Genomic DNA, 19,369 nt, shown 5'->3' with positions numbered 1-19,369 from the left:
GAACCCACTCATGGATATTCGTAAGATTAAAAAACTGATCGAGCTGGTTGAAGAATCAGGCATCTCCGAACTGGAAATTTCTGAAGGCGAAGAGTCTGTACGCATCAGTCGTGCAGCACCCGCCGCTAGCTTCCCGGTAATGCAGCAAGCTTATGCTGCGCCAGTGCAGCAGCCTGCGCTTTCCGCAGCCGTTGCGCCAGCCGCTGAAGCCGCACCTGCCGCTGCTGCAGAAATCAGTGGTCACATCGTACGTTCCCCAATGGTTGGTACTTTCTACCGCACCCCGAGCCCGGACGCGAAGGCGTTCATCGAAGTGGGTCAGAAAGTCAACGCAGGCGATACCCTGTGCATCGTTGAAGCGATGAAAATGATGAACCAGATCGAAGCAGACAAATCAGGTACTGTGAAAGCGATTCTGGTCGAAAGTGGTCAGCCGGTTGAATTTGACGAGCCGCTGGTCGTCATCGAGTAACGAGGCGAACATGCTGGATAAAATTGTTATCGCCAACCGCGGCGAGATCGCACTGCGTATTCTTCGTGCCTGTAAAGAACTGGGCATCAAGACTGTCGCTGTGCACTCAAGCGCGGATCGCGATTTAAAACACGTATTGCTGGCGGATGAGACGGTCTGTATTGGCCCGGCTCCGTCCGTAAAAAGCTATCTGAATATCCCGGCTATCATCAGCGCCGCTGAAATCACCGGCGCGGTGGCAATTCATCCGGGTTACGGCTTCCTCTCTGAGAACGCCAACTTTGCTGAGCAGGTTGAACGCTCTGGCTTTATCTTCATCGGCCCGAAAGCTGACACCATCCGCCTGATGGGCGACAAAGTGTCTGCCATCACCGCGATGAAAAAAGCTGGCGTACCAACCGTACCAGGCTCTGACGGCCCTCTGACCGACGACATGGATGCTAACCGTGCGCATGCTAAACGCATTGGCTACCCGGTGATCATCAAGGCGTCTGGCGGCGGCGGCGGTCGCGGTATGCGCGTTGTGCGCAGCGATGCCGAACTGGCACAGTCCATCTCCATGACCAAAGCTGAAGCGAAAGCCGCTTTCAGCAACGACATGGTGTACATGGAAAAATACCTGGAAAACCCACGCCACATCGAAATTCAGGTGCTGGCTGACGGTCAGGGTAACGCAATCTATCTGGCAGAACGTGACTGCTCCATGCAGCGTCGTCACCAGAAAGTGGTCGAAGAAGCACCAGCACCGGGTATTACCCCGGAACTGCGTCGCTACATCGGCGAGCGTTGCTCCAAAGCGTGTGTCGATATCGGCTATCGCGGTGCAGGTACCTTCGAGTTCCTGTTCGAAAACGGCGAGTTCTACTTCATTGAAATGAACACCCGTATTCAGGTTGAACACCCGGTTACCGAAATGATCACCGGCGTTGACCTGATCAAAGAACAGCTGCGTATCGCTGCAGGCCAGCCGCTGTCCATCAAGCAGGAAGAAGTTGTGGTGAAAGGCCATGCGGTAGAATGCCGTATCAACGCCGAAGACCCGAACACCTTCCTGCCAAGCCCGGGTAAAATCACGCGTTTCCACGCTCCGGGTGGCTTTGGTGTGCGTTGGGAGTCTCATATCTACGCCGGTTACACCGTACCGCCGTACTATGACTCAATGATCGGCAAGCTTATCTGCTACGGCGAAAACCGTGACGTGGCGATTGCCCGCATGAAAAATGCCCTGCAGGAGCTGATCATCGACGGTATCAAAACCAACGTTGATCTGCAGATGCGTATTATGAGCGACGAGCATTTCCAGAATGGTGGAACCAACATCCACTATCTGGAGAAGAAACTCGGTCTGAACGAGAAGTAATACAGCATCTTTGCGAAAAGGCCGGATTATCCGGCCTTTTTTATTTCTGGGGCCTGGAAAGCCTCATCATGTACAATCCCCGCTTTCTTCATCCACAAGGGACAAAAAATGGACAAACGTTTTGTTCAGGCCCATAAAGAAGCGCGCTGGGCGCTGTGGCTGACCCTTCTCTATCTTGCCGCGTGGTTAGTAACCGCTTACTTACCTGATTCAGCTATTGGCATTACCGGCCTGCCGCACTGGTTTGAAATGGCGTGCCTGCTCATGCCGCTGGTGTTTATTGTTTTGTGCTGGGCAATGGTGAAGTTCATTTATCGCGATATTCCGCTGGAGGACGATGATGCAGCTTGAAGTCATTCTGCCACTGATTGCGTATCTGCTCGTCGTGTTTGGATTGTCGGTTTATGCCATGCGTAAAAGAGCGACGGGCACCTTTCTGAACGAGTATTTTCTTGGCAGCCGCTCCATGGGCGGGGTCGTGCTGGCCATGACACTCACCGCTACCTACATCAGTGCCAGCTCGTTTATCGGCGGCCCAGGTGCAGCCTATAAATACGGGCTAGGCTGGGTGCTTTTAGCGATGATCCAGCTGCCCGCAGTCTGGCTCTCGCTGGGTATCCTCGGCAAAAAGTTTGCCATTCTGGCGCGCCGTTACAATGCTGTGACGCTCAACGATATGCTGTTTGCACGTTACCAGAGCCGTTTACTGGTATGGCTGGCAAGTTTAAGTCTGCTGGTGGCCTTTATTGGTGCGATGACGGTGCAGTTTATCGGTGGCGCGCGTCTGCTGGAAACGGCTGCAGGTATCCCTTACGAAACGGGGCTACTGATCTTTGGGATAAGCATCGCGCTGTATACGGCATTTGGTGGCTTCCGTGCCAGTGTACTTAACGACACCATGCAGGGAATGGTGATGCTTATCGGGACGATTGTCCTGCTGGTGGGCATTGTGCACGCTGCGGGTGGCCTGAGCCACGCTGTTGAAACGCTGGAAGCGATCGATCCAAAACTGGTCTCTCCTCAGGGTGCAGATGACATTCTTTCTCCGACCTTTATGACGTCATTCTGGGTACTTGTTTGCTTTGGCGTGATTGGTCTGCCACATACTGCAGTGCGCTGTATCTCGTATAAAGACAGCAAGGCGGTTCATAAAGGCATCATCATTGGTACCATTGTGGTTGCCATTCTGATGTTTGGCATGCATCTGGCGGGTGCATTAGGCCGCGCTGTGATCCCTGATCTCACCGTGCCGGATCTGGTGATCCCTACGCTGATGGTAAAAGTGTTACCGCCATTTGCTGCCGGGATATTCCTTGCCGCACCGATGGCCGCCATCATGTCGACGATCAATGCCCAGTTACTGCAAAGTTCCGCTACGATCATTAAAGATCTCTATCTCAATTTACGTCCTGAACAGGTTGAGAATGAACTACGTCTGAAGCGTATGTCCGCCGTGATTACGCTGGTGCTAGGGGCTTTGCTGCTGTTAGCCGCATGGCGTCCGCCTGAGATGATCATCTGGCTCAACCTGCTCGCGTTTGGTGGTCTCGAAGCTGTTTTCTTGTGGCCGCTGGTGCTTGGTCTCTACTGGGAGCGTGCAAATGCTGCGGGCGCGTTAAGCGGTATGATCGTCGGTGGCGTGCTGTATGCCGTCCTGGCGACATTTAAAATTCAGTATCTGGGCTTCCATCCGATTGTGCCTTCGTTACTGTTAAGTTTGCTGGCGTTTGTGGTGGGGAACCGTTTTGGTCAACCCGTCCCACAACCCGCTATGATTTCTACTGATAAATAAAGAGTTTTGCCATGCCGTGGATCCAACTAAAACTGAATACAACTGGTGCAAACGCCGAAGAGCTGAGCGATGCGCTGATGGAGGCCGGTTCGGTCTCCATCACCTTCCAGGACACGCATGACACGCCTGTCTTCGAACCACTTCCGGGCGAAACCCGCCTGTGGGGTGATACCGACGTTATTGGCCTGTTTGATGCCGAAACCGACATGAAAGAGGTCGTCGCAATTCTGGAAAACCATCCTCTGCTCGGCGCGGGTTTTGTACACAAAATCGAACAGCTGGAAGACAAAGACTGGGAGCGCGAGTGGATGGATAACTTCCACCCCATGCAGTTCGGCAAACGTCTGTGGATCTGCCCAAGCTGGCGCGACGTTCCGGATGAGAACGCGGTTAACGTGATGCTCGATCCGGGCCTGGCATTTGGTACCGGCACCCACCCAACCACCTCCCTGTGCCTGCAGTGGCTGGATGGTCTGGATCTGGACGGCAAGACGGTGATCGACTTCGGTTGCGGATCCGGGATCCTGGCCATTGCAGCTCTGAAACTGGGTGCGGCAAAAGCCATCGGGATCGATATCGATCCGCAGGCAATTCAGGCCAGCCGTGATAACGCCGAGCGTAACGGTGTCTCCGATCGTCTGGAACTGTATCTGCCGGATGCGCAGCCAGAAGCCATGAAAGCCGATGTGGTGGTCGCAAACATTCTGGCAGGCCCATTACGCGAACTGGCTCCGTTAATCAGCGTGCTGCCCGTTGAGGGCGGTCTGCTTGGACTTTCAGGTATCCTGGCAAGCCAGGCTGATAGTGTTTGCGAAGCCTATGCCGATCTCTTTGCGCTCGACCCGGTGGTGGAGAAAGAAGAGTGGTGTCGTATTACCGGCCGTAAAAAATAAGCCCTGGGCGTGGCCATCTGGCCACGCCTTATCTCGTTTTGCTGCATAAAACCCCCTCACTCACCTCTGAAGATCTTGTCCTAAAATGAGAGCCAGATCTCAAAGATGGCGGTAAAACTGTTGCTAAAAACAGCAGATTATCCCGCTTCAGTGAAGCATTTATTCAGAAATGATGAGAAGTTACGGGAAATTGTAAGCGTACATAAAACAAGCATTATCGCATAACATAATGATTTACATGGTGAATAATTTTTAACAGAGTGATTGAGCGGCGATTCCTTGATCTACAACAGAGGATTGTTCAAAGTTTGGCCTTTCATCTCGTGCGAAAAATGCGTAATATACGCCGCCTTGCAGTCACAGTATGGTCATTTCTTAACTCATGCGCATCGGACACCACCAGCTTAGAAATCGCCTGATCGCAGCCCCTATGGCAGGTATTACCGACCGGCCGTTCAGGACGCTGTGCTATGAGATGGGAGCCGGTTTAACCGTATCCGAGATGATGTCGTCTAACCCGCAGGTATGGGAAAGCGATAAATCCCGCCTTCGGATGGTGCACATTGATGAACCAGGTATCCGCACCGTGCAAATTGCCGGAAGCGTGCCTGAAGAAATGGCAGATGCCGCGCGTATTAACGTGGAAAGTGGTGCCCAGATTATTGATATCAATATGGGTTGCCCGGCCAAAAAAGTGAATCGCAAGCTTGCAGGTTCAGCCCTTCTGCAATACCCCGACCAGGTGAAATCTATCCTGACGGCGGTTGTCAGCGCAGTGGACGTTCCTGTTACGTTGAAGATTCGCACGGGTTGGTCGCCGGAACACCGTAACTGTGTAGAGATTGCCCAACTGGCCGAAGACTGTGGCATTCAGGCCCTGACCATTCATGGACGCACTCGCGCCTGTTTGTTCAATGGTGAAGCTGAATACGACAGCATTCGGGCAGTTAAGCAGAAAGTTTCCATTCCGATTATCGCGAATGGCGACATAACTGACCCGCTTAAAGCCAGGGCTGTACTCGACTATACGGGAGCTGATGCTCTGATGATAGGACGTGCAGCTCAGGGAAGACCCTGGATCTTCCGGGAAATCCAGCATTATCTGGACACTGGGGAGCTGCTTGCCCCGCTGCCTCTGGCAGAGGTTAAGCGCTTGCTTTGTTCGCATGTTCGGGAACTGCATGACCACTACGGTCAGGCAAAAGGGTACCGAATTGCGCGTAAACACGTCTCCTGGTATCTCCAGGAGCACGCTCCAGATGACCAGTTTCGGCGCACATTCAACGCCATAGAGGATGCCAGCGAACAGCTGGAGGCGTTGGAGGCATACTTCGAAAATCTTGCGTAATGAAATAAAGAGCTGACAGAACTATGTTCGAACAACGCGTAAATTCTGACGTACTGACCGTTTCTACCGTTAACTCTCAGGACCAGGTAACTCAAAAGCCCCTGCGTGACTCGGTTAAACAGGCACTGAAGAACTATTTTGCTCAACTGAATGGTCAGGATGTTAATGACCTGTATGAGCTGGTACTGGCTGAAGTTGAACAGCCACTGTTGGACATGGTGATGCAATACACCCGCGGTAACCAAACCCGCGCTGCGCTGATGATGGGTATCAACCGTGGTACTCTGCGTAAGAAACTGAAAAAATACGGCATGAACTAATTTCGATTAGCGAAATGCTTGTTTAAAAAGGCGCTACCTGGCATGGGGATGCGCCTTTTTTATTGCCCGAACCTGTCACCGTCAACGCTTTGTAAACCTTCACTTATCCCGCTTTTAAACCGCGACTTTTCGTGTATATTTCCACCACTTTACTGACTCTCTTCTCGCGGAATGACACAATGATTCGTAAATACTGGTGGCTGGTTGTCTTCGCAATCTCCGTTTTCATTTTCGATGCACTCCTGATGCAGTGGATTGAACTGATGAGCACCGAAACCGATAAGTGTCGCAATATGAACTCCGTCAATCCGCTCAAATTAGTGAACTGTTCAGAACTCGACTAAGCCTCTTCCCCCGTCAACTCCCTGTTATCTCCTACTAAAAACAGGGATTTAAATCCCTTTGAGCCGTTCCCTTCCGATGATAATGTCTCGCCCTTCTCAACCGCTCTGGCGTAACGTCAAACTCGAGTAGAACCGACCATGCTGGTTAGTCAATTCAACCATATCCTTGTAGTCCTCTCCTTTGTTGTTGCTATCCTTGCCGCGTATACCGCACTGAATATGGCCGCGCGCGTCGCGGGGAGCCAGGGTGTCGCAGCCCGTATCTGGCTGGCTGGCGGTGGTATTGCAATGGGTATTGGCGTGTGGGCTATGCATTTTATCGGCATGCTGGCGATGGACCTCTCCATGAGCATGAGTTACAACGCCAATCTGACGGTGTTATCCATGATCATCGCTGTGGGTTCGTCACTGTTTGCTCTATGGCTCGTCAGCTGCGAGCGATTGCGTTTACGCCGTCTGTTGCCCGGTGCGTTAGTAATGGGAAGTGGCATCGTGGCCATGCATTACACCGGCATGGCAGCGCTGGAGGTCACACCGGGCATTATCTGGGACAAGATATGGGTAGCCATTTCGGTCGCCATTGCACTTGCCGCTTCACTCGCTGCATTGTGGCTGACGTTCCGTCTGCGCCAGGAAGCGGCTCAGGTTGTGCTGATGCGCATGGGTGCTGCCATCACCATGGGGATTGCCATTGCAGGTATGCACTACGCCGGAATGAAAGCCGCACAGTTTCCGATGTCGACGATGGTTCACCATGACGGTATTAATGGAAGCTGGCTGGCGGTGCTGGTTAGCGTTGTTGCTCTCTCTATTCTGGGGATCAGCCTGCTGGTATCGATGCTGGATGCCCGCCTTCAGGCGCGTACCGCCCTTCTTGCTTCATCACTTGCCGAAGCGAACCGTGAACTCGCGCAACTGGCACTGCACGATACCCTGACGCGTCTGCCCAACCGTATTCTGCTGGAAGACAGACTCGATCAGGCCATCAGCAAAGCCGACCGTGAAGGCAGCAATTTTGCCCTGATGTTTATGGATCTTGACGGTTTTAAAGCCATCAATGATGCCTACGGCCATGATATCGGTGACAAGTTGCTGGTCGCCGTTACGCAGCGTCTGTTGCATCCCCTGAAAGGTCAATTCACCCTTGCACGTATCGGTGGTGATGAGTTTGTTCTGCTGGCAGAAGGAGAAAGTCCGGACGATGCGGCTTCCCTGGCAAGCTCACTGGTTCGCGCGATTGATAGCCCGTTCAATCTCGATCCTTATGAACTGGTGGTGACACTCAGCATTGGTATCGCTTTTTATCCTCACGATGGCAAAACCGAACGTGAGCTGATGTTTAATGCGGATGCGGCGATGTACCACACCAAACATATGGGGCGAAATGGCTACCACTTCTTCCAGCCCTCCATGAATACCCTGGCGCAGACCCATCTCCAGTTAATGAACGACCTGTGGATGGCTATCGATCGTAATGAGCTCCGCCTGCTTTACCAGCCAAAATTTCACGCACCCGCTGGCCCTGTCCTCGGTTTTGAAGCGTTACTGCGCTGGCAGCATCCTAAGCAAGGATTACTGACGCCAGACCTTTTCCTGCCACTGGCGGAAAAAACGGGGCTCATTATTCCCATCGGTAACTGGGTAATCAATGAAGCCTGTCGCCAGTTGAGGGAATGGCATCTTCAGGGGCATCAAAGCTGGTCGATGGCGGTAAACCTGTCGACATTGCAGTTTGAGCAGCCGTCGCTGGTTAAAACCGTTCTCGACTGCCTGGCACACCACAATGTGCCACCGGAAATGTTGATCCTCGAAGTGACGGAAACCACAGCAATGAGTAACCCGGATGAGAGTGTACGAGTGTTGACGGAGTTAACGGATGCGGGCGTGAAAGCCTCCATTGATGACTTTGGTACCGGATATTCGAGCCTGCTGTATCTCAAGCGTTTACCGGCCTGTGAATTGAAGATCGACAGAGCATTCGTGAAAGAACTCAGCGGGGAAAGCGAAGATGCAACCATTGTCTCTGCGATTGTGGCCCTCGCAAAAACACTGAATCTGAAAGTCGTGGCTGAAGGTGTAGAAACCGAGGCACAGCAAACCTTTTTGACGAAGCTAGGCTGTAATACCCTTCAGGGTTATCTGTTAGGTAAACCTGTCAGCGCACAGACCATAGAGGCGCTTTGTGCCAGGGGAGAAATGTTACCTGACGCTAAGTAGTAAGCATCATGGGGCGATACTCGGATGACAGGGAGTGTCGCCAGAATACTATCGACCAGGGCCGGAGCCTGCTGATATAGATTAAAACTGTCGTTATTCATTAACCAGTTTTTAATTATTCCGCTAAAAAAACCGTGGAATACGATCAACGTGAGATCAACATTTACCTGTGCCGAAATGATTTTCCGCGCAATGCATGCCTCCAGCGTGGCACGTAAATAGTCATAATTGAATCCAATACGTTTTCTGATTTCACTCTCTGCAATCATGTCACTACTAAATTCACACTTATGATACAGAATTTGTAAAAGTGCACATTGCCGGGGTTCACGCGCAATATACTGCAAGGCAATAATAAATTGCTCACGAAGCATTAACAACGGATCATCGTTTTCTGAAACAGAAAGTCTGTCGCGAATAATGTCACGAAGCGGTAATTGTTGTTCCCAGATGGCATTAAATATTTCTGCTTTACTGGCAAAGTGCCAATAGATCGCACCGCGCGTAACCTTAGCAGCATCCGCGATATCCGTCAGCGTCGTACTGGCCACGCCACGCATCGCAAACTGTTCAATAGCCGCCTCAATCAGCTGCTGTCGGGTTTGTTGAGCCTCTTCTTTCTTTTTACGCGCCATAGATAACTACTCGTTACTCACAAAATTTATACGTCATACCGGGTTCAGATGAAGGAAAGTATTCACTAAAATCAGTTTTAATTTTGCACAAAAAAAGTCAATTCACTTAATTTATAATTAAGACAAATACATAACCCCCATTAAATTCACCAAATGAATAGCATAAAAAATTAAATCCTATTTACCTGATTAACATGCCAGAAGTATAAGGCTGATTGCACCGGGTCTGATTCTGATTTTTCCAGCATGCCTGGTCATTCGCACTTATAAATTAAAAAACATTAAATACCCTCATTATTATACGCAGCTACATTTTATTTTTATCTCTCTGCCCCAGCTACCGAGCCACGGCAAATATCGGTTAATGGGTATTTAAAGGAACAGTAATGACGAATCATTTCAGACGCTTGCCCTTATCCGGTCTCATTGTCTGTGCGGTATTGCTCACTGGATGCGATGGTCAGGAAAACCAACAACAACATCCACAGGCACCTCAGGTCAGCGTGCATATAGTGAAAAGCGCCCCTCTCGCTGTCACCACTGAACTCCCGGGCAGAACAGATGCATTTCGCGTTGCGGAGGTTCGCCCGCAGGTTAGCGGCATCATCCTGCGTCGCAACTTCACGGAAGGTAGTGATGTAAAAGCAGGTGAGTCACTTTACCAGATTGATCCCGCGACCTGGCAGGCGGCTTATGACAACGCAAAAGCCGAACTGTTAAAGTCTCGGGCTGCAGCGAATATCGCGCATCTGACGGTGAAGCGTTATCTCCCGCTGGTTGGCACACAATATGTCAGCAAACAGGAATACGATCAGGCAGTGGCGACGGCTCAACAGGCAGACGCCAGCGTTGCCGCCGCCCAGGCGGGTGTGGAATCGGCACGTATCAATCTTGCCTATACCAAAGTCACGTCACCTGTCGCTGGTCGCATCGGTAAATCCAGCGTCACCGAGGGCGCGCTTGTCACGAGCGGACAAGCCACCGCTCTGGCAACAGTCCAGCAGCTTGATCCGATTTATGTCGATGTCACCCAGTCCAGCAATGATTTCATGCGCCTGAAACAGACAAGCCTGCAGAAAGGCGACGCCACCAGCACCGTTGAACTGCTGATGGAGAATGGTCAGCCCTATCCGCTGAAAGGCACATTGCAATTCTCTGATGTTACCGTCGACGAAAGTACCGGTTCGATTACCCTTCGTGCCATTTTCCCTAATCCTCAACACCTGCTGTTACCCGGTATGTTTGTTCGCGCCCGCATTGATGAAGGTACACAACCGGATGCCATTCTGGTTCCACAGCAAGGCGTGACCCGCACACCGCGAGGCGATGCAACCGTACTGGTGGTAAACAATAAAAACCAGGTGGAGTCGCGTACCGTCGTTGCCCCTCAGGCGATTGGCGATCGGTGGCTGGTGACGGAAGGGCTGAAAAACGGTGATCGCGTGATTGTCAGCGGTTTACAGAAAGTCAGACCGGGGGCTACCGTCGTCGCCACGCCTGATACCACCACGACGCCAGCCGGGTAAAGGACGACGACATGGCTAATTTCTTTATTCAGAGGCCTGTTTTCGCCTGGGTACTTGCCATCATTTTGATGATTGCTGGCGGACTGGCCATTCTCAAGCTTCCCGTCGCGCAGTATCCGACCATTGCCCCTCCCGCCGTTGCCATATCCGCAACCTACCCGGGAGCAGATGCTCAAACGGTGCAGGATACCGTGACCCAGGTTATCGAACAGAATATGAACGGTATTGATAACCTGATGTATATGTCTTCCACCAGCGATTCAGCCGGTAACGTCACCATCACCCTGACTTTCCAGTCAGGAACCGATCCGGACATCGCCCAGGTGCAGGTTCAGAACAAACTGCAACTTGCCATGCCACTGCTACCGCAAGAAGTACAGCAGCAAGGGATTGGCGTTGAGAAATCCAGTAGCAGCTTCCTGCTGGTCGCAGGTTTTGTTTCAGACAACCAAAATCTCACGCAGAACGACATCTCCGACTATGTCGCCTCGAACGTCAAAGATGCTATCAGCCGAACGTCTGGTGTAGGCGATGTCCAGCTGTTTGGTGCCCAGTATGCGATGCGCATCTGGCTCGACAGCAACGCGATGAATAACTACCAGCTGACTCCGCTGGATATTATCAACCAGCTGAAAACGCAGAATGACCAGATAGCGGCAGGCCAGTTGGGAGGGACGCCATCCATCCCAGGACAGCAACTGAATGCCTCGATCATCGCACAAACCCGTCTGAAATCACCGGAAGAGTTTGGCCGCGTGACGCTCAAGGTGAATCAGGACGGCTCGATGGTTCATCTGAAGGATGTGGCTCGCATTGAGCTGGGTGGCGAAAACTACAATATGGTCACTAAAATCAACGGGCAGGCGGCAACTGGTCTGGGGATTAAGCTGGCAACCGGGGCAAATGCACTGGATACGGCAGCAGCCATTAAGAGCAAGCTGGCACAACTGCAACAGTTCTTCCCGCAAGGACTGAAGGTCGTCTACCCGTATGACACCACCCCTTTTGTGAAAATCTCCATCCACGAAGTGGTGAAGACGCTGTTTGAAGCGATCATTCTCGTCTTCCTGGTCATGTACCTGTTCCTGCAAAACCTGCGGGCGACGCTTATCCCGACAATCGCGGTGCCGGTCGTCCTGCTGGGCACTTTTGCGGTGCTGGCAGCATTCGGCTTCTCCATCAATACCCTCACAATGTTCGGGATGGTGCTGGCGATAGGTCTGCTGGTTGATGACGCTATCGTGGTTGTCGAGAACGTTGAACGTGTCATGGTTGAAGACAAACTGCCGCCAAAAGAGGCAACGCAGAAATCAATGAGGCAGATCCAGGGTGCACTGGTGGGTATAGCCATGGTGCTCTCAGCGGTCTTTATTCCGATGGCCTTTTTTGGCGGTTCGACGGGGGCGATCTATCGCCAGTTCTCACTGACTATCGTCTCGGCGATGGCGCTGTCCGTGCTGGTCGCGCTGATCCTGACGCCAGCGCTGTGTGCGACATTGCTTAAGCCAGTTTCCAGCGACCACCATGAGAAAAAAGGTGGCTTCTTTGGCTGGTTTAATGCGCGCTTTGATAAGAGCGTGGAGCACTACAGCAACAGCGTGAGCGGTATTTTGCGTAAGACCGGTCGCTATCTGGTGGTGTACGTCATTATTGTCGGTGGGATGGCGGTGCTCTTCCTGCGTTTACCCACCTCCTTCCTGCCAGAGGAGGATCAGGGGGTGTTTATGACGATGGTTCAACTCCCGGCAGGTGCGACCCAGACGCGGACTCAGCAGGTCCTCGATCAGGTTCAGGACTACTATCTGAATGACGAGAAGGCAAATGTTGAGTCCGTCTTTACCGTTAACGGCTTTAGCTTCAGCGGCCAGGGCCAGAACTCCGGTATCGCGTTCGTCAGCCTGAAGCCCTGGGAGGAGCGTCCGGGGGAGAAAAATGGCGTCGAGGCTATTGTCGGTCGCGCGACCAAAGCCTTCAGTCAGATTAAAGATGGCCTTGTGTTCCCGTTTAACCTGCCTGCGATCATTGAGCTGGGTACCGCTACGGGCTTCGACTTTGAGTTGATTGATCAGGCTAACCTGGGACACACCCAACTAACCCAGGCACGCAATCAACTACTCGGCATGGTGAAAGAGCATCCTGACCTGCTGGTTCGTGTGCGCCCTAACGGTCTGGAAGATACCCCCCAGTTCAAACTGGATGTTGACCAGGAGAAAGCACAGGCGTTAGGTGTCAGCCTTTCTGACGTTAACCAGACGATCTCGACTGCGCTGGGTGGCACCTATGTGAACGACTTTATCGATCATGGTCGCGTGAAAAAGGTTTACGTGCAGGCCGATGCCCGATTCCGTATGCTGCCAGGGGACATTAACAGCCTCTACGTGCGCAGCGCGAATGGAGAAATGGTCCCATTCTCAGCTTTTAGCAACGCTCACTGGGTTTATGGTTCGCCCCGTCTGGAGCGCTATAACGGGATGCCCTCCATGGAGATCCTCGGTGAGTCTGCACCGGGTAAAAGTACCGGTGAAGCGATGGCTATGTTGGAGAGTCTTGCCGCAAAACTGCCCTCCGGCATCGGCTATGACTGGACTGGCATGTCATACCAGGAGCGGCTTTCCGGTAACCAGGCGCCTGCACTGTATGCTATTTCATTGATAGTGGTGTTCCTGTGTCTGGCTGCCCTGTACGAAAGCTGGTCCATTCCCTTCTCCGTCATGCTGGTAGTGCCACTGGGTGTCATTGGGGCTCTGCTCGCAGCGTCATTGCGTGGGCTAAACAATGACGTCTATTTCCAGGTCGGTCTGCTGACAACGATTGGTTTATCGGCGAAAAACGCCATCCTGATCGTCGAATTTGCTAAAGACCTGATGGATAAAGAAGGTAAAGGCCTCATTGAAGCCACACTGGAAGCCTCAAGAATGCGCCTTCGACCGATCCTGATGACGTCCCTTGCCTTTATTCTGGGTGTCATGCCACTGGTGATCAGCACCGGGGCCGGGAGCGGCGCGCAAAACGCCGTCGGCACAGGCGTCATGGGTGGGATGCTTTCCGCCACTCTTCTGGCGATTTTCTTCGTGCCGGTCTTCTTTGTGGTTGTCCGGCGACGGTTTACTCGCCATAAGGATTAATTTCTCCCTGAAAGGCACCTCTGGTGCCTTTTTTATTTTTTAATGTAAACAAGGAATTAGACATTACAAAATAATAACCTTAAAAAACGCTTATTTGCATTAAGTAAGAACAGCTTCTTGCGACTTCACAATTCCTCCATTAATTCCTCCTTCAAACGACTTTTCTCCACGATTTTTACAAACTACATAATTTGAGATTATTCCTCGTGTAACGAGGACTTACCCTGGTGGTAAAATAATCTCCAGTTCGTTAATAGCCCTCCTGGCTTTATAGCGAATGAGAAATAATACTGAGGTAACATCATGAAAAGATTCATTTCCGTTGCACTACTCGCTGCGCTGCTTGCTGGTTGCGCGCACGATTCTCCATGTGTGCCGGTTTACGACGACCAGGGCCGACTGGTTCATACCAATACCTGTATGAAAGGCACCACCCAGGATAACTGGGAGACTGCAGGCGCTATTGCCGGTGGTGCTGCCGCAGTCGCGGGCTTGACGCTGGGTATCGTTGCCCTGACTAAGTAACATCTGTTCAGAAAGCGCGGCTTTGGCCGCGCTTTTGCTTTTAATTAGTGCAATATTTTCAAATAAGTAAAAAAATAGCCCCGTCTTTATCCGCATGATTAATTCAAGCCTGAAGGCAATCACATCTTTTTAGTGAATCCATTTAAATTGCACACTCTATCGTGATGATTTTCACATAGTAATAGCATTTAATACCCTGCCAATATTCACACCTGAAACTATCCGTTCTTCCCATCCAAATGGCATTGAAACTTTTGCTCCGATTTGTGGCACAGGTTGTAATTTCGCACTGTTTCGGGGCGCTCGTTTTATTTAAGCCTGTCTACACTCTGCATTATGCGTTCACTTATCACTTATTTTGTTGGACGCAAAACCTGGCATTACGTTTGCTTTATAAACGTTGGCCAAAGCCACAGACAGGTAAAGCGTTTAAAACGCCTCTATAACGATAAATTTCGCCACACAGGATGCATTATGAAAAAGACGATGATAGCCAGCCTGGCCGCTGCAGGCATGTTGTTTGCTGTAGCCGGTCAAGCCCATGCGGGAACGACACTGGATGCCGTTAAAAAGAAAGGTTTTGTTCAATGTGGTATCAGTGACGGTTTGCCTGGCTTCTCTTATGCCGATGCTAATGGCAAATTTACCGGGATTGATGTGGATGTCTGCCGTGGCGTCGCCGCTGCCGTTTTTGGCGATGACAGCAAAGTAAAATATACCCCGCTGACAGCGAAAGAACGCTTTACGGCACTGCAGTCCGGCGAAGTTGACATGCTCTCCCGTAATACGACCTGGACCTCTTCCCGTGATGCAGGTATGGGGATGTCATTTACTGGCGTCACCTATTATGACGGTATCGGCTTCCTCACTCACAATAAAGCCGGCCTGAAGAGTGCCAAAGAACTGGATGGGGCGACTGTTTGTATTCAGGCGGGTACCGATACCGAGCTGAACGTCGCGGATTATTTCAAAGCCAATAACATGAAATACACCCCTGTCACATTCGACCGCTCGGATGAATCGGCCAAAGCGCTGGAATCTGGTCGTTGTGACACACTGGCCTCTGACCAGTCACAGCTGTATGCGTTACGTATTAAGCTGAGCAACCCAGCGGAGTGGATTGTCCTGCCGGAAGTGATCTCGAAAGAACCTCTTGGACCGGTTGTCCGACGTGGCGATGAAGACTGGTTCTCCATCGTTCGCTGGACGCTGTTTGCCATGCTGAACGCGGAAGAAATGGGCATCAACTCGAAAAACGTCGATGAGAAAGCCGCTAACCCGTCCACCCCGGATATGGCTCACCTGCTGGGTAAAGAGGGCGATTTCGGCAAGGATCTGAAGCTGGATAACAAGTGGGCTTACAACATCATCAAAAAGGTGGGCAACTACTCTGAGATCTTTGAGCGCAACGTGGGATCGGAAAGCCCTCTGAAGATCAAACGCGGCCAGAACAACCTCTGGAACAACGGCGGTATTCAGTACGCTCCACCAGTACGTTAAGTCATTGCTGTAACGGGCACTGCGAAAGTGGTGCCCACTCCAGAGTCATGGTTACTGAGGTTTCTTTATGTCCCATCGCCGCTCAGCCGTAAAAGGATCGCTATCCTTTTCTCATCCCGCGGTCCGCGCCTGGTTATTCCAGATTATTGCTATTGTTGCGGTTGTTCTCATCGCCGTATATCTCATCCATAACACCATCACCAACCTGAATAATCGCGGTATTACCTCCGGTTTTGCGTTTTTAGATCGCAGCGCAGGGTTTGGTATTGTTCAGCATCTTATTGATTACCAGGAAGGTGACACGTACGGACGCGTGTTCGTGGTCGGTTTACTGAATACGCTGCTGGTATCGGCGCTTTGTATCGTCTTTGCTTCAATACTGGGTTTCTTTATTGGCCTGGCGCGTCTTTCTGAAAACTGGCTTCTGCGAAAACTTTCGACTGTTTATATCGAGACGTTCCGCAATATCCCCCCACTCCTGCAGATCTTCTTCTGGTATTTCGCCGTACTGCGTAACCTTCCCGGTCCACGCCAGGCCGTCGACGCGTTTGATCTGTTTTTCCTGAGTAACCGAGGGTTGTCCATTCCTTCTCCTCTACCAGGTGAAGGGCTGTATGCTTTCATTTTCGCGATAGTGTTAGCGCTTGCTCTCTCTGTTGGAGTATTCCGCTTTAACCGCAAGCATCAGATAAAAACTGGTCAGCTTCGTAAAACCTGGCCAACGGCTGCAGTCTTGATCATCGGCCTGCCGCTTTTGACACACTGGCTCTTTGGTGCCGCACTACACTGGGATATTCCGCATCTGCGTGGCTTTAACTTCCAGGGCGGGATGGTATTGATCCCTGAACTGGCATCCCTGACGCTGGCACTTTCGATTTATACGTCCGCCTTTATTGCTGAGATTATCCGTTCAGGGATCCAGGCCGTACCACATGGACAACACGAGGCAGCACGATCTCTGGGGTTGCCCCATACCGTGACGCTTCGCCAGGTCATCATTCCTCAGGCATTAAGGGTCATCATTCCGCCCCTGACCAGCCAGTATCTCAATATTGTCAAAAACTCATCGCTGGCCGCTGCCATTGGTTACCCCGATATGGTGTCACTGTTCGCCGGAACCGTGCTTAACCAGACCGGGCAAGCCATTGAAACCATCGCCATCACCATGTCTGTCTATCTGATCATCAGCCTGGTGATTTCATTGCTGATGAACCTCTATAACCGTCGTATAGCACTGGTCGAGCGCTAAGGAACTATGATGACAAAAGCGATACTGTCGCACTCCTCGCGCCCAGCCCACTCGACAGGTGGACGTTTCATTCTCTGGGCGCGTAAGAATCTGTTCTCCAGTTGGAGCAACAGCCTGCTGACGATTGTCTGCCTGTGGCTCATGTGGGAATTGATTCCTCCCCTGCTGAACTGGGCGTTTTTACAGGCCAACTGGGTCGGTTCAACCCGTGCAGACTGCACAAAATCCGGTGCCTGCTGGGTGTTCATTCATGAGCGTTTCGGGCAATTCATGTATGGATTGTATCCGCACGAACAACGCTGGCGGATTAATCTGGCGCTGGTTATTGGCCTGATCTCAATCGCTATCATGTTCTGGAAAAAGCTGCCTCATCGTGGACGCTATATTGCCGTCTGGGCAGTGGTCTATCCGATTATTGTCTGGGTGCTGTTGTATGGCGGTTTCCTGGGGCTGGAACGCGTTGAAACCCGCCAGTGGGGCGGTCTAACGTTAACGCTGATTATCGCTTCAGTGGGGATAGCCGGTGCTCTGCCGTGGGGGATTTTACTTGCCCTGGGACGGCGTTCAAAAATGCCAGTCGTGCGTGTCCTTTCCGTTATTTTCATTGAGTTCTGGCGCGGTGTACCGCTTATCACCGTTCTGTTTATGTCGTCGGTCATGCTGCCGCTGTTTATGGCAGAAGGTACAACGATCGACAAACTAATCCGCGCCCTGGTCGGGGTGATTCTCTTCCAGTCCGCCTATGTCGCTGAAGTTGTACGTGGTGGTCTTCAAGCATTGCCTAAAGGTCAGTATGAAGCAGCAGAATCACTGGCACTCGGCTACTGGAAAACGCAGGGGCTGGTCATTCTTCCCCAGGCACTCAAGCTGGTTATCCCGGGTCTGGTCAACACGATCATTGCCCTCTTCAAGGATACCAGCCTTGTGATCATCATCGGATTGTTCGATCTCTTTAGCAGTGTGCAACAGGCGACCGTTGACCCCGTCTGGCTGGGTATGTCCACCGAAGGATATGTCTTTGCTGCCCTAATCTACTGGATCTTTTGTTTTAGCATGTCGCGCTATAGCCAGCATCTGGAAAAGCGCTTTAACACCGGGCGTACACCGCACTGAGGAAATTATGAGCCAAATTACTATGACACCCGCTGACGCGATGATTACGCTGGAAGACGTTAATAAATGGTATGGACAGTTTCATGTCCTGAAAGACATCAACCTGAAGGTTAAACAGGGCGAACGAATTGTACTTTGTGGGCCTTCAGGTTCAGGTAAATCCACGACAATTCGCTGTATTAACCATCTGGAAGAACATCAACAGGGGCGTATTGTTGTTGATGGTATTGAGCTGAATGAAGATATCCGCAATATCGAACGTGTTCGTCAGGAAGTAGGAATGGTGTTTCAGCACTTTAATTTGTTCCCACATCTGACCGTTCTGCAAAACTGTACGCTTGCGCCAATTTGGGTACGAAAGATGCCGAAAAAGGAAGCAGAGGCGCTGGCAATGCACTATCTGGAACGCGTCCGCATTGCAGAACATGCCAATAAATTTCCAGGCCAGATATCGGGTGGCCAACAGCAGCGTGTGGCTATCGCCCGCTCGCTGTGTATGAAACCTAAAATCATGCTGTTTGATGAGCCTACCTCAGCGCTGGATCCTGAAATGGTGAAGGAAGTACTGGATACTATGATTGGGTTGGCACAATCCGGGATGACCATGTTGTGCGTGACACATGAAATGGGATTTGCCAGAACCGTAGCAGACCGGGTGATCTTCATGGATCGTGGCGAGATTGTCGAGCAGGCACCGCCAGATGAGTTCTTTGCTCATCCGAAGTCAGAACGCACACGGACCTTCTTGTCGCAGGTGATTCATTAGTCGTTTTCTCTGCCGGGTGGGGGTTTCGCCTTGCCCGGCCTACAGTTTTTTCGGCGTAAAACGCAAAAAGGCCATCCTTTCGGATGGCCTTTTCACTTATTTGATGTCTGGCAGTTCCCTACTCTCACATGGGGAGACCCCACACTACCATCGGCGCTACGGCGTTTCACTTCTGAGTTCGGCA

Annotated in this window: 17 protein-coding genes and 1 rRNA gene; 16 read left to right on the top strand and 2 right to left on the bottom strand. The window is 51.5% G+C overall.

The features are described from left to right. Nucleotides 1-10: 10 nt before the first annotated feature. The 9 genes from accB (at nucleotide 11) to V6E55_RS10170 (ending at nucleotide 8,746) form a co-directional block, all read left to right on the top strand. Nucleotides 11-472, top strand: a complete 462-nt coding sequence (gene accB, locus V6E55_RS10210; RefSeq protein ID WP_014171866.1) for an acetyl-CoA carboxylase biotin carboxyl carrier protein — start codon at nucleotides 11-13, stop codon at nucleotides 470-472. A gap of 10 nt (nucleotides 473-482) precedes the next feature. Continuing rightward, entirely contained in the window at nucleotides 483-1,832 is a 1,350-nt protein-coding gene (gene accC, locus V6E55_RS10205; protein WP_023333644.1) for an acetyl-CoA carboxylase biotin carboxylase subunit, read from the top strand. A 108-nt stretch (nucleotides 1,833-1,940) separates the two neighbouring features. Beyond that, entirely contained in the window at nucleotides 1,941-2,183 is a 243-nt protein-coding gene (locus V6E55_RS10200) for a YhdT family protein (RefSeq protein WP_114978883.1), read from the top strand. Continuing rightward, complete coding sequence (gene panF / locus V6E55_RS10195) at nucleotides 2,173-3,624, top strand: sodium/pantothenate symporter (protein WP_316942795.1); 1,452 nt, start codon at nucleotides 2,173-2,175, stop codon at nucleotides 3,622-3,624. Before V6E55_RS10200 ends, panF begins: the two co-directional genes overlap by 11 nt. A gap of 11 nt (nucleotides 3,625-3,635) precedes the next feature. Then, the gene (gene prmA, locus V6E55_RS10190) at nucleotides 3,636-4,517 is read left to right on the top strand and encodes a 50S ribosomal protein L11 methyltransferase (protein ID WP_029741742.1); all 882 of its coding nucleotides are present in this window, start codon (nucleotides 3,636-3,638) and stop codon (nucleotides 4,515-4,517) included. A 382-nt stretch (nucleotides 4,518-4,899) separates the two neighbouring features. Next, on the top strand, nucleotides 4,900-5,865 hold the full coding sequence (gene dusB, locus V6E55_RS10185) for a tRNA dihydrouridine synthase DusB (RefSeq protein ID WP_014885445.1): 966 nt from the start codon (nucleotides 4,900-4,902) through the stop codon (nucleotides 5,863-5,865). Between the two features lie 23 nt (nucleotides 5,866-5,888). Next, a complete protein-coding gene (gene fis / locus V6E55_RS10180) occupies nucleotides 5,889-6,185 on the top strand; it encodes a DNA-binding transcriptional regulator Fis (protein ID WP_000462905.1) in 297 nt (98 codons plus the stop codon). Nucleotides 6,186-6,364: 179 nt separating this feature from the next. After that, nucleotides 6,365-6,529: a DUF2556 family protein gene (locus V6E55_RS10175; RefSeq protein WP_114978886.1), complete on the top strand. Its 165-nt coding sequence runs from the start codon at nucleotides 6,365-6,367 to the stop codon at nucleotides 6,527-6,529. 138 nt (nucleotides 6,530-6,667) lie between these two features. Further along, a complete protein-coding gene (locus V6E55_RS10170; RefSeq protein WP_114978887.1) occupies nucleotides 6,668-8,746 on the top strand; it encodes a putative bifunctional diguanylate cyclase/phosphodiesterase in 2,079 nt (692 codons plus the stop codon). On the opposite strand, the gene envR is transcribed toward V6E55_RS10170, so the two are convergent. After that, entirely contained in the window at nucleotides 8,665-9,381 is a 717-nt protein-coding gene (envR, locus tag V6E55_RS10165) for an acrEF/envCD operon transcriptional regulator (RefSeq protein WP_114978888.1), read from the bottom strand. The two genes, V6E55_RS10170 and envR, sit on opposite strands and share 82 nt — an antisense overlap. A 386-nt stretch (nucleotides 9,382-9,767) precedes the next feature. Here envR and V6E55_RS10160 point away from each other — a divergent pair, with 386 nt between their 5' ends. From V6E55_RS10160 to V6E55_RS10130, 7 genes are all read left to right on the top strand, one after another. Then, nucleotides 9,768-10,907 carry an efflux RND transporter periplasmic adaptor subunit gene (locus tag V6E55_RS10160; protein ID WP_316942750.1) on the top strand — a complete coding sequence of 380 codons (1,140 nt, stop codon included), beginning with the start codon at nucleotides 9,768-9,770 and terminating at the stop codon, nucleotides 10,905-10,907. 11 nt (nucleotides 10,908-10,918) lie between these two features. Then, complete coding sequence (locus V6E55_RS10155; RefSeq protein ID WP_316942749.1) at nucleotides 10,919-14,032, top strand: efflux RND transporter permease subunit; 3,114 nt, start codon at nucleotides 10,919-10,921, stop codon at nucleotides 14,030-14,032. 303 nt (nucleotides 14,033-14,335) lie between these two features. Continuing rightward, complete coding sequence (locus V6E55_RS10150; protein ID WP_008502867.1) at nucleotides 14,336-14,557, top strand: lipoprotein; 222 nt, start codon at nucleotides 14,336-14,338, stop codon at nucleotides 14,555-14,557. Between the two features lie 474 nt (nucleotides 14,558-15,031). Then, a complete protein-coding gene (locus V6E55_RS10145) occupies nucleotides 15,032-16,057 on the top strand; it encodes an amino acid ABC transporter substrate-binding protein (RefSeq protein WP_114978891.1) in 1,026 nt (341 codons plus the stop codon). A gap of 67 nt (nucleotides 16,058-16,124) precedes the next feature. Continuing rightward, nucleotides 16,125-17,306: an amino acid ABC transporter permease gene (locus V6E55_RS10140; RefSeq protein ID WP_114978892.1), complete on the top strand. Its 1,182-nt coding sequence runs from the start codon at nucleotides 16,125-16,127 to the stop codon at nucleotides 17,304-17,306. Between the two features lie 9 nt (nucleotides 17,307-17,315). Next, nucleotides 17,316-18,419 carry an amino acid ABC transporter permease gene (locus tag V6E55_RS10135; protein ID WP_316942794.1) on the top strand — a complete coding sequence of 368 codons (1,104 nt, stop codon included), beginning with the start codon at nucleotides 17,316-17,318 and terminating at the stop codon, nucleotides 18,417-18,419. A gap of 7 nt (nucleotides 18,420-18,426) precedes the next feature. After that, nucleotides 18,427-19,185 (top strand): amino acid ABC transporter ATP-binding protein, encoded by a 759-nt coding sequence (locus V6E55_RS10130; RefSeq protein WP_114978893.1) that lies wholly within the window; start codon nucleotides 18,427-18,429, stop codon nucleotides 19,183-19,185. Nucleotides 19,186-19,290: 105 nt separating this feature from the next. On the opposite strand, the gene rrf is transcribed toward V6E55_RS10130, so the two are convergent. Beyond that, a 5S ribosomal RNA gene (gene rrf / locus V6E55_RS25820) occupies nucleotides 19,291-19,369 on the bottom strand; the annotation flags it as partial.

The sequence above is a fragment of the Enterobacter sp. 342 genome (assembly GCF_036663495.1).
Taxonomy (GTDB): Bacteria; Pseudomonadota; Gammaproteobacteria; order Enterobacterales; family Enterobacteriaceae; genus Enterobacter.
Note: the sequence above shows the minus strand (reverse complement) of the source record. Positions and strands in the feature narration are given on the sequence as shown.

Excerpts from the sequence above, each read along its gene's own strand:
- accB (WP_014171866.1), top strand. The coding sequence starts at position 11 with ATGGATATTCGTAAGATTAAAAAACTGATCGAGCTGGTTGAAGAATCA.
- accC (WP_023333644.1), top strand. The coding sequence starts at position 483 with ATGCTGGATAAAATTGTTATCGCCAACCGCGGCGAGATCGCACTGCGT.
- V6E55_RS10200 (WP_114978883.1), top strand. The coding sequence starts at position 1,941 with ATGGACAAACGTTTTGTTCAGGCCCATAAAGAAGCGCGCTGGGCGCTG.
- panF (WP_316942795.1), top strand. The coding sequence starts at position 2,173 with ATGCAGCTTGAAGTCATTCTGCCACTGATTGCGTATCTGCTCGTCGTG.
- prmA (WP_029741742.1), top strand. The coding sequence starts at position 3,636 with ATGCCGTGGATCCAACTAAAACTGAATACAACTGGTGCAAACGCCGAA.
- dusB (WP_014885445.1), top strand. The coding sequence starts at position 4,900 with ATGCGCATCGGACACCACCAGCTTAGAAATCGCCTGATCGCAGCCCCT.
- fis (WP_000462905.1), top strand. The coding sequence starts at position 5,889 with ATGTTCGAACAACGCGTAAATTCTGACGTACTGACCGTTTCTACCGTT.
- V6E55_RS10175 (WP_114978886.1), top strand. The coding sequence starts at position 6,365 with ATGATTCGTAAATACTGGTGGCTGGTTGTCTTCGCAATCTCCGTTTTC.
- V6E55_RS10170 (WP_114978887.1), top strand. The coding sequence starts at position 6,668 with ATGCTGGTTAGTCAATTCAACCATATCCTTGTAGTCCTCTCCTTTGTT.
- envR (WP_114978888.1), bottom strand. The coding sequence starts at position 9,381 with ATGGCGCGTAAAAAGAAAGAAGAGGCTCAACAAACCCGACAGCAGCTG.
- V6E55_RS10160 (WP_316942750.1), top strand. The coding sequence starts at position 9,768 with ATGACGAATCATTTCAGACGCTTGCCCTTATCCGGTCTCATTGTCTGT.
- V6E55_RS10155 (WP_316942749.1), top strand. The coding sequence starts at position 10,919 with ATGGCTAATTTCTTTATTCAGAGGCCTGTTTTCGCCTGGGTACTTGCC.
- V6E55_RS10150 (WP_008502867.1), top strand. The coding sequence starts at position 14,336 with ATGAAAAGATTCATTTCCGTTGCACTACTCGCTGCGCTGCTTGCTGGT.
- V6E55_RS10145 (WP_114978891.1), top strand. The coding sequence starts at position 15,032 with ATGAAAAAGACGATGATAGCCAGCCTGGCCGCTGCAGGCATGTTGTTT.
- V6E55_RS10140 (WP_114978892.1), top strand. The coding sequence starts at position 16,125 with ATGTCCCATCGCCGCTCAGCCGTAAAAGGATCGCTATCCTTTTCTCAT.
- V6E55_RS10135 (WP_316942794.1), top strand. The coding sequence starts at position 17,316 with ATGACAAAAGCGATACTGTCGCACTCCTCGCGCCCAGCCCACTCGACA.
- V6E55_RS10130 (WP_114978893.1), top strand. The coding sequence starts at position 18,427 with ATGAGCCAAATTACTATGACACCCGCTGACGCGATGATTACGCTGGAA.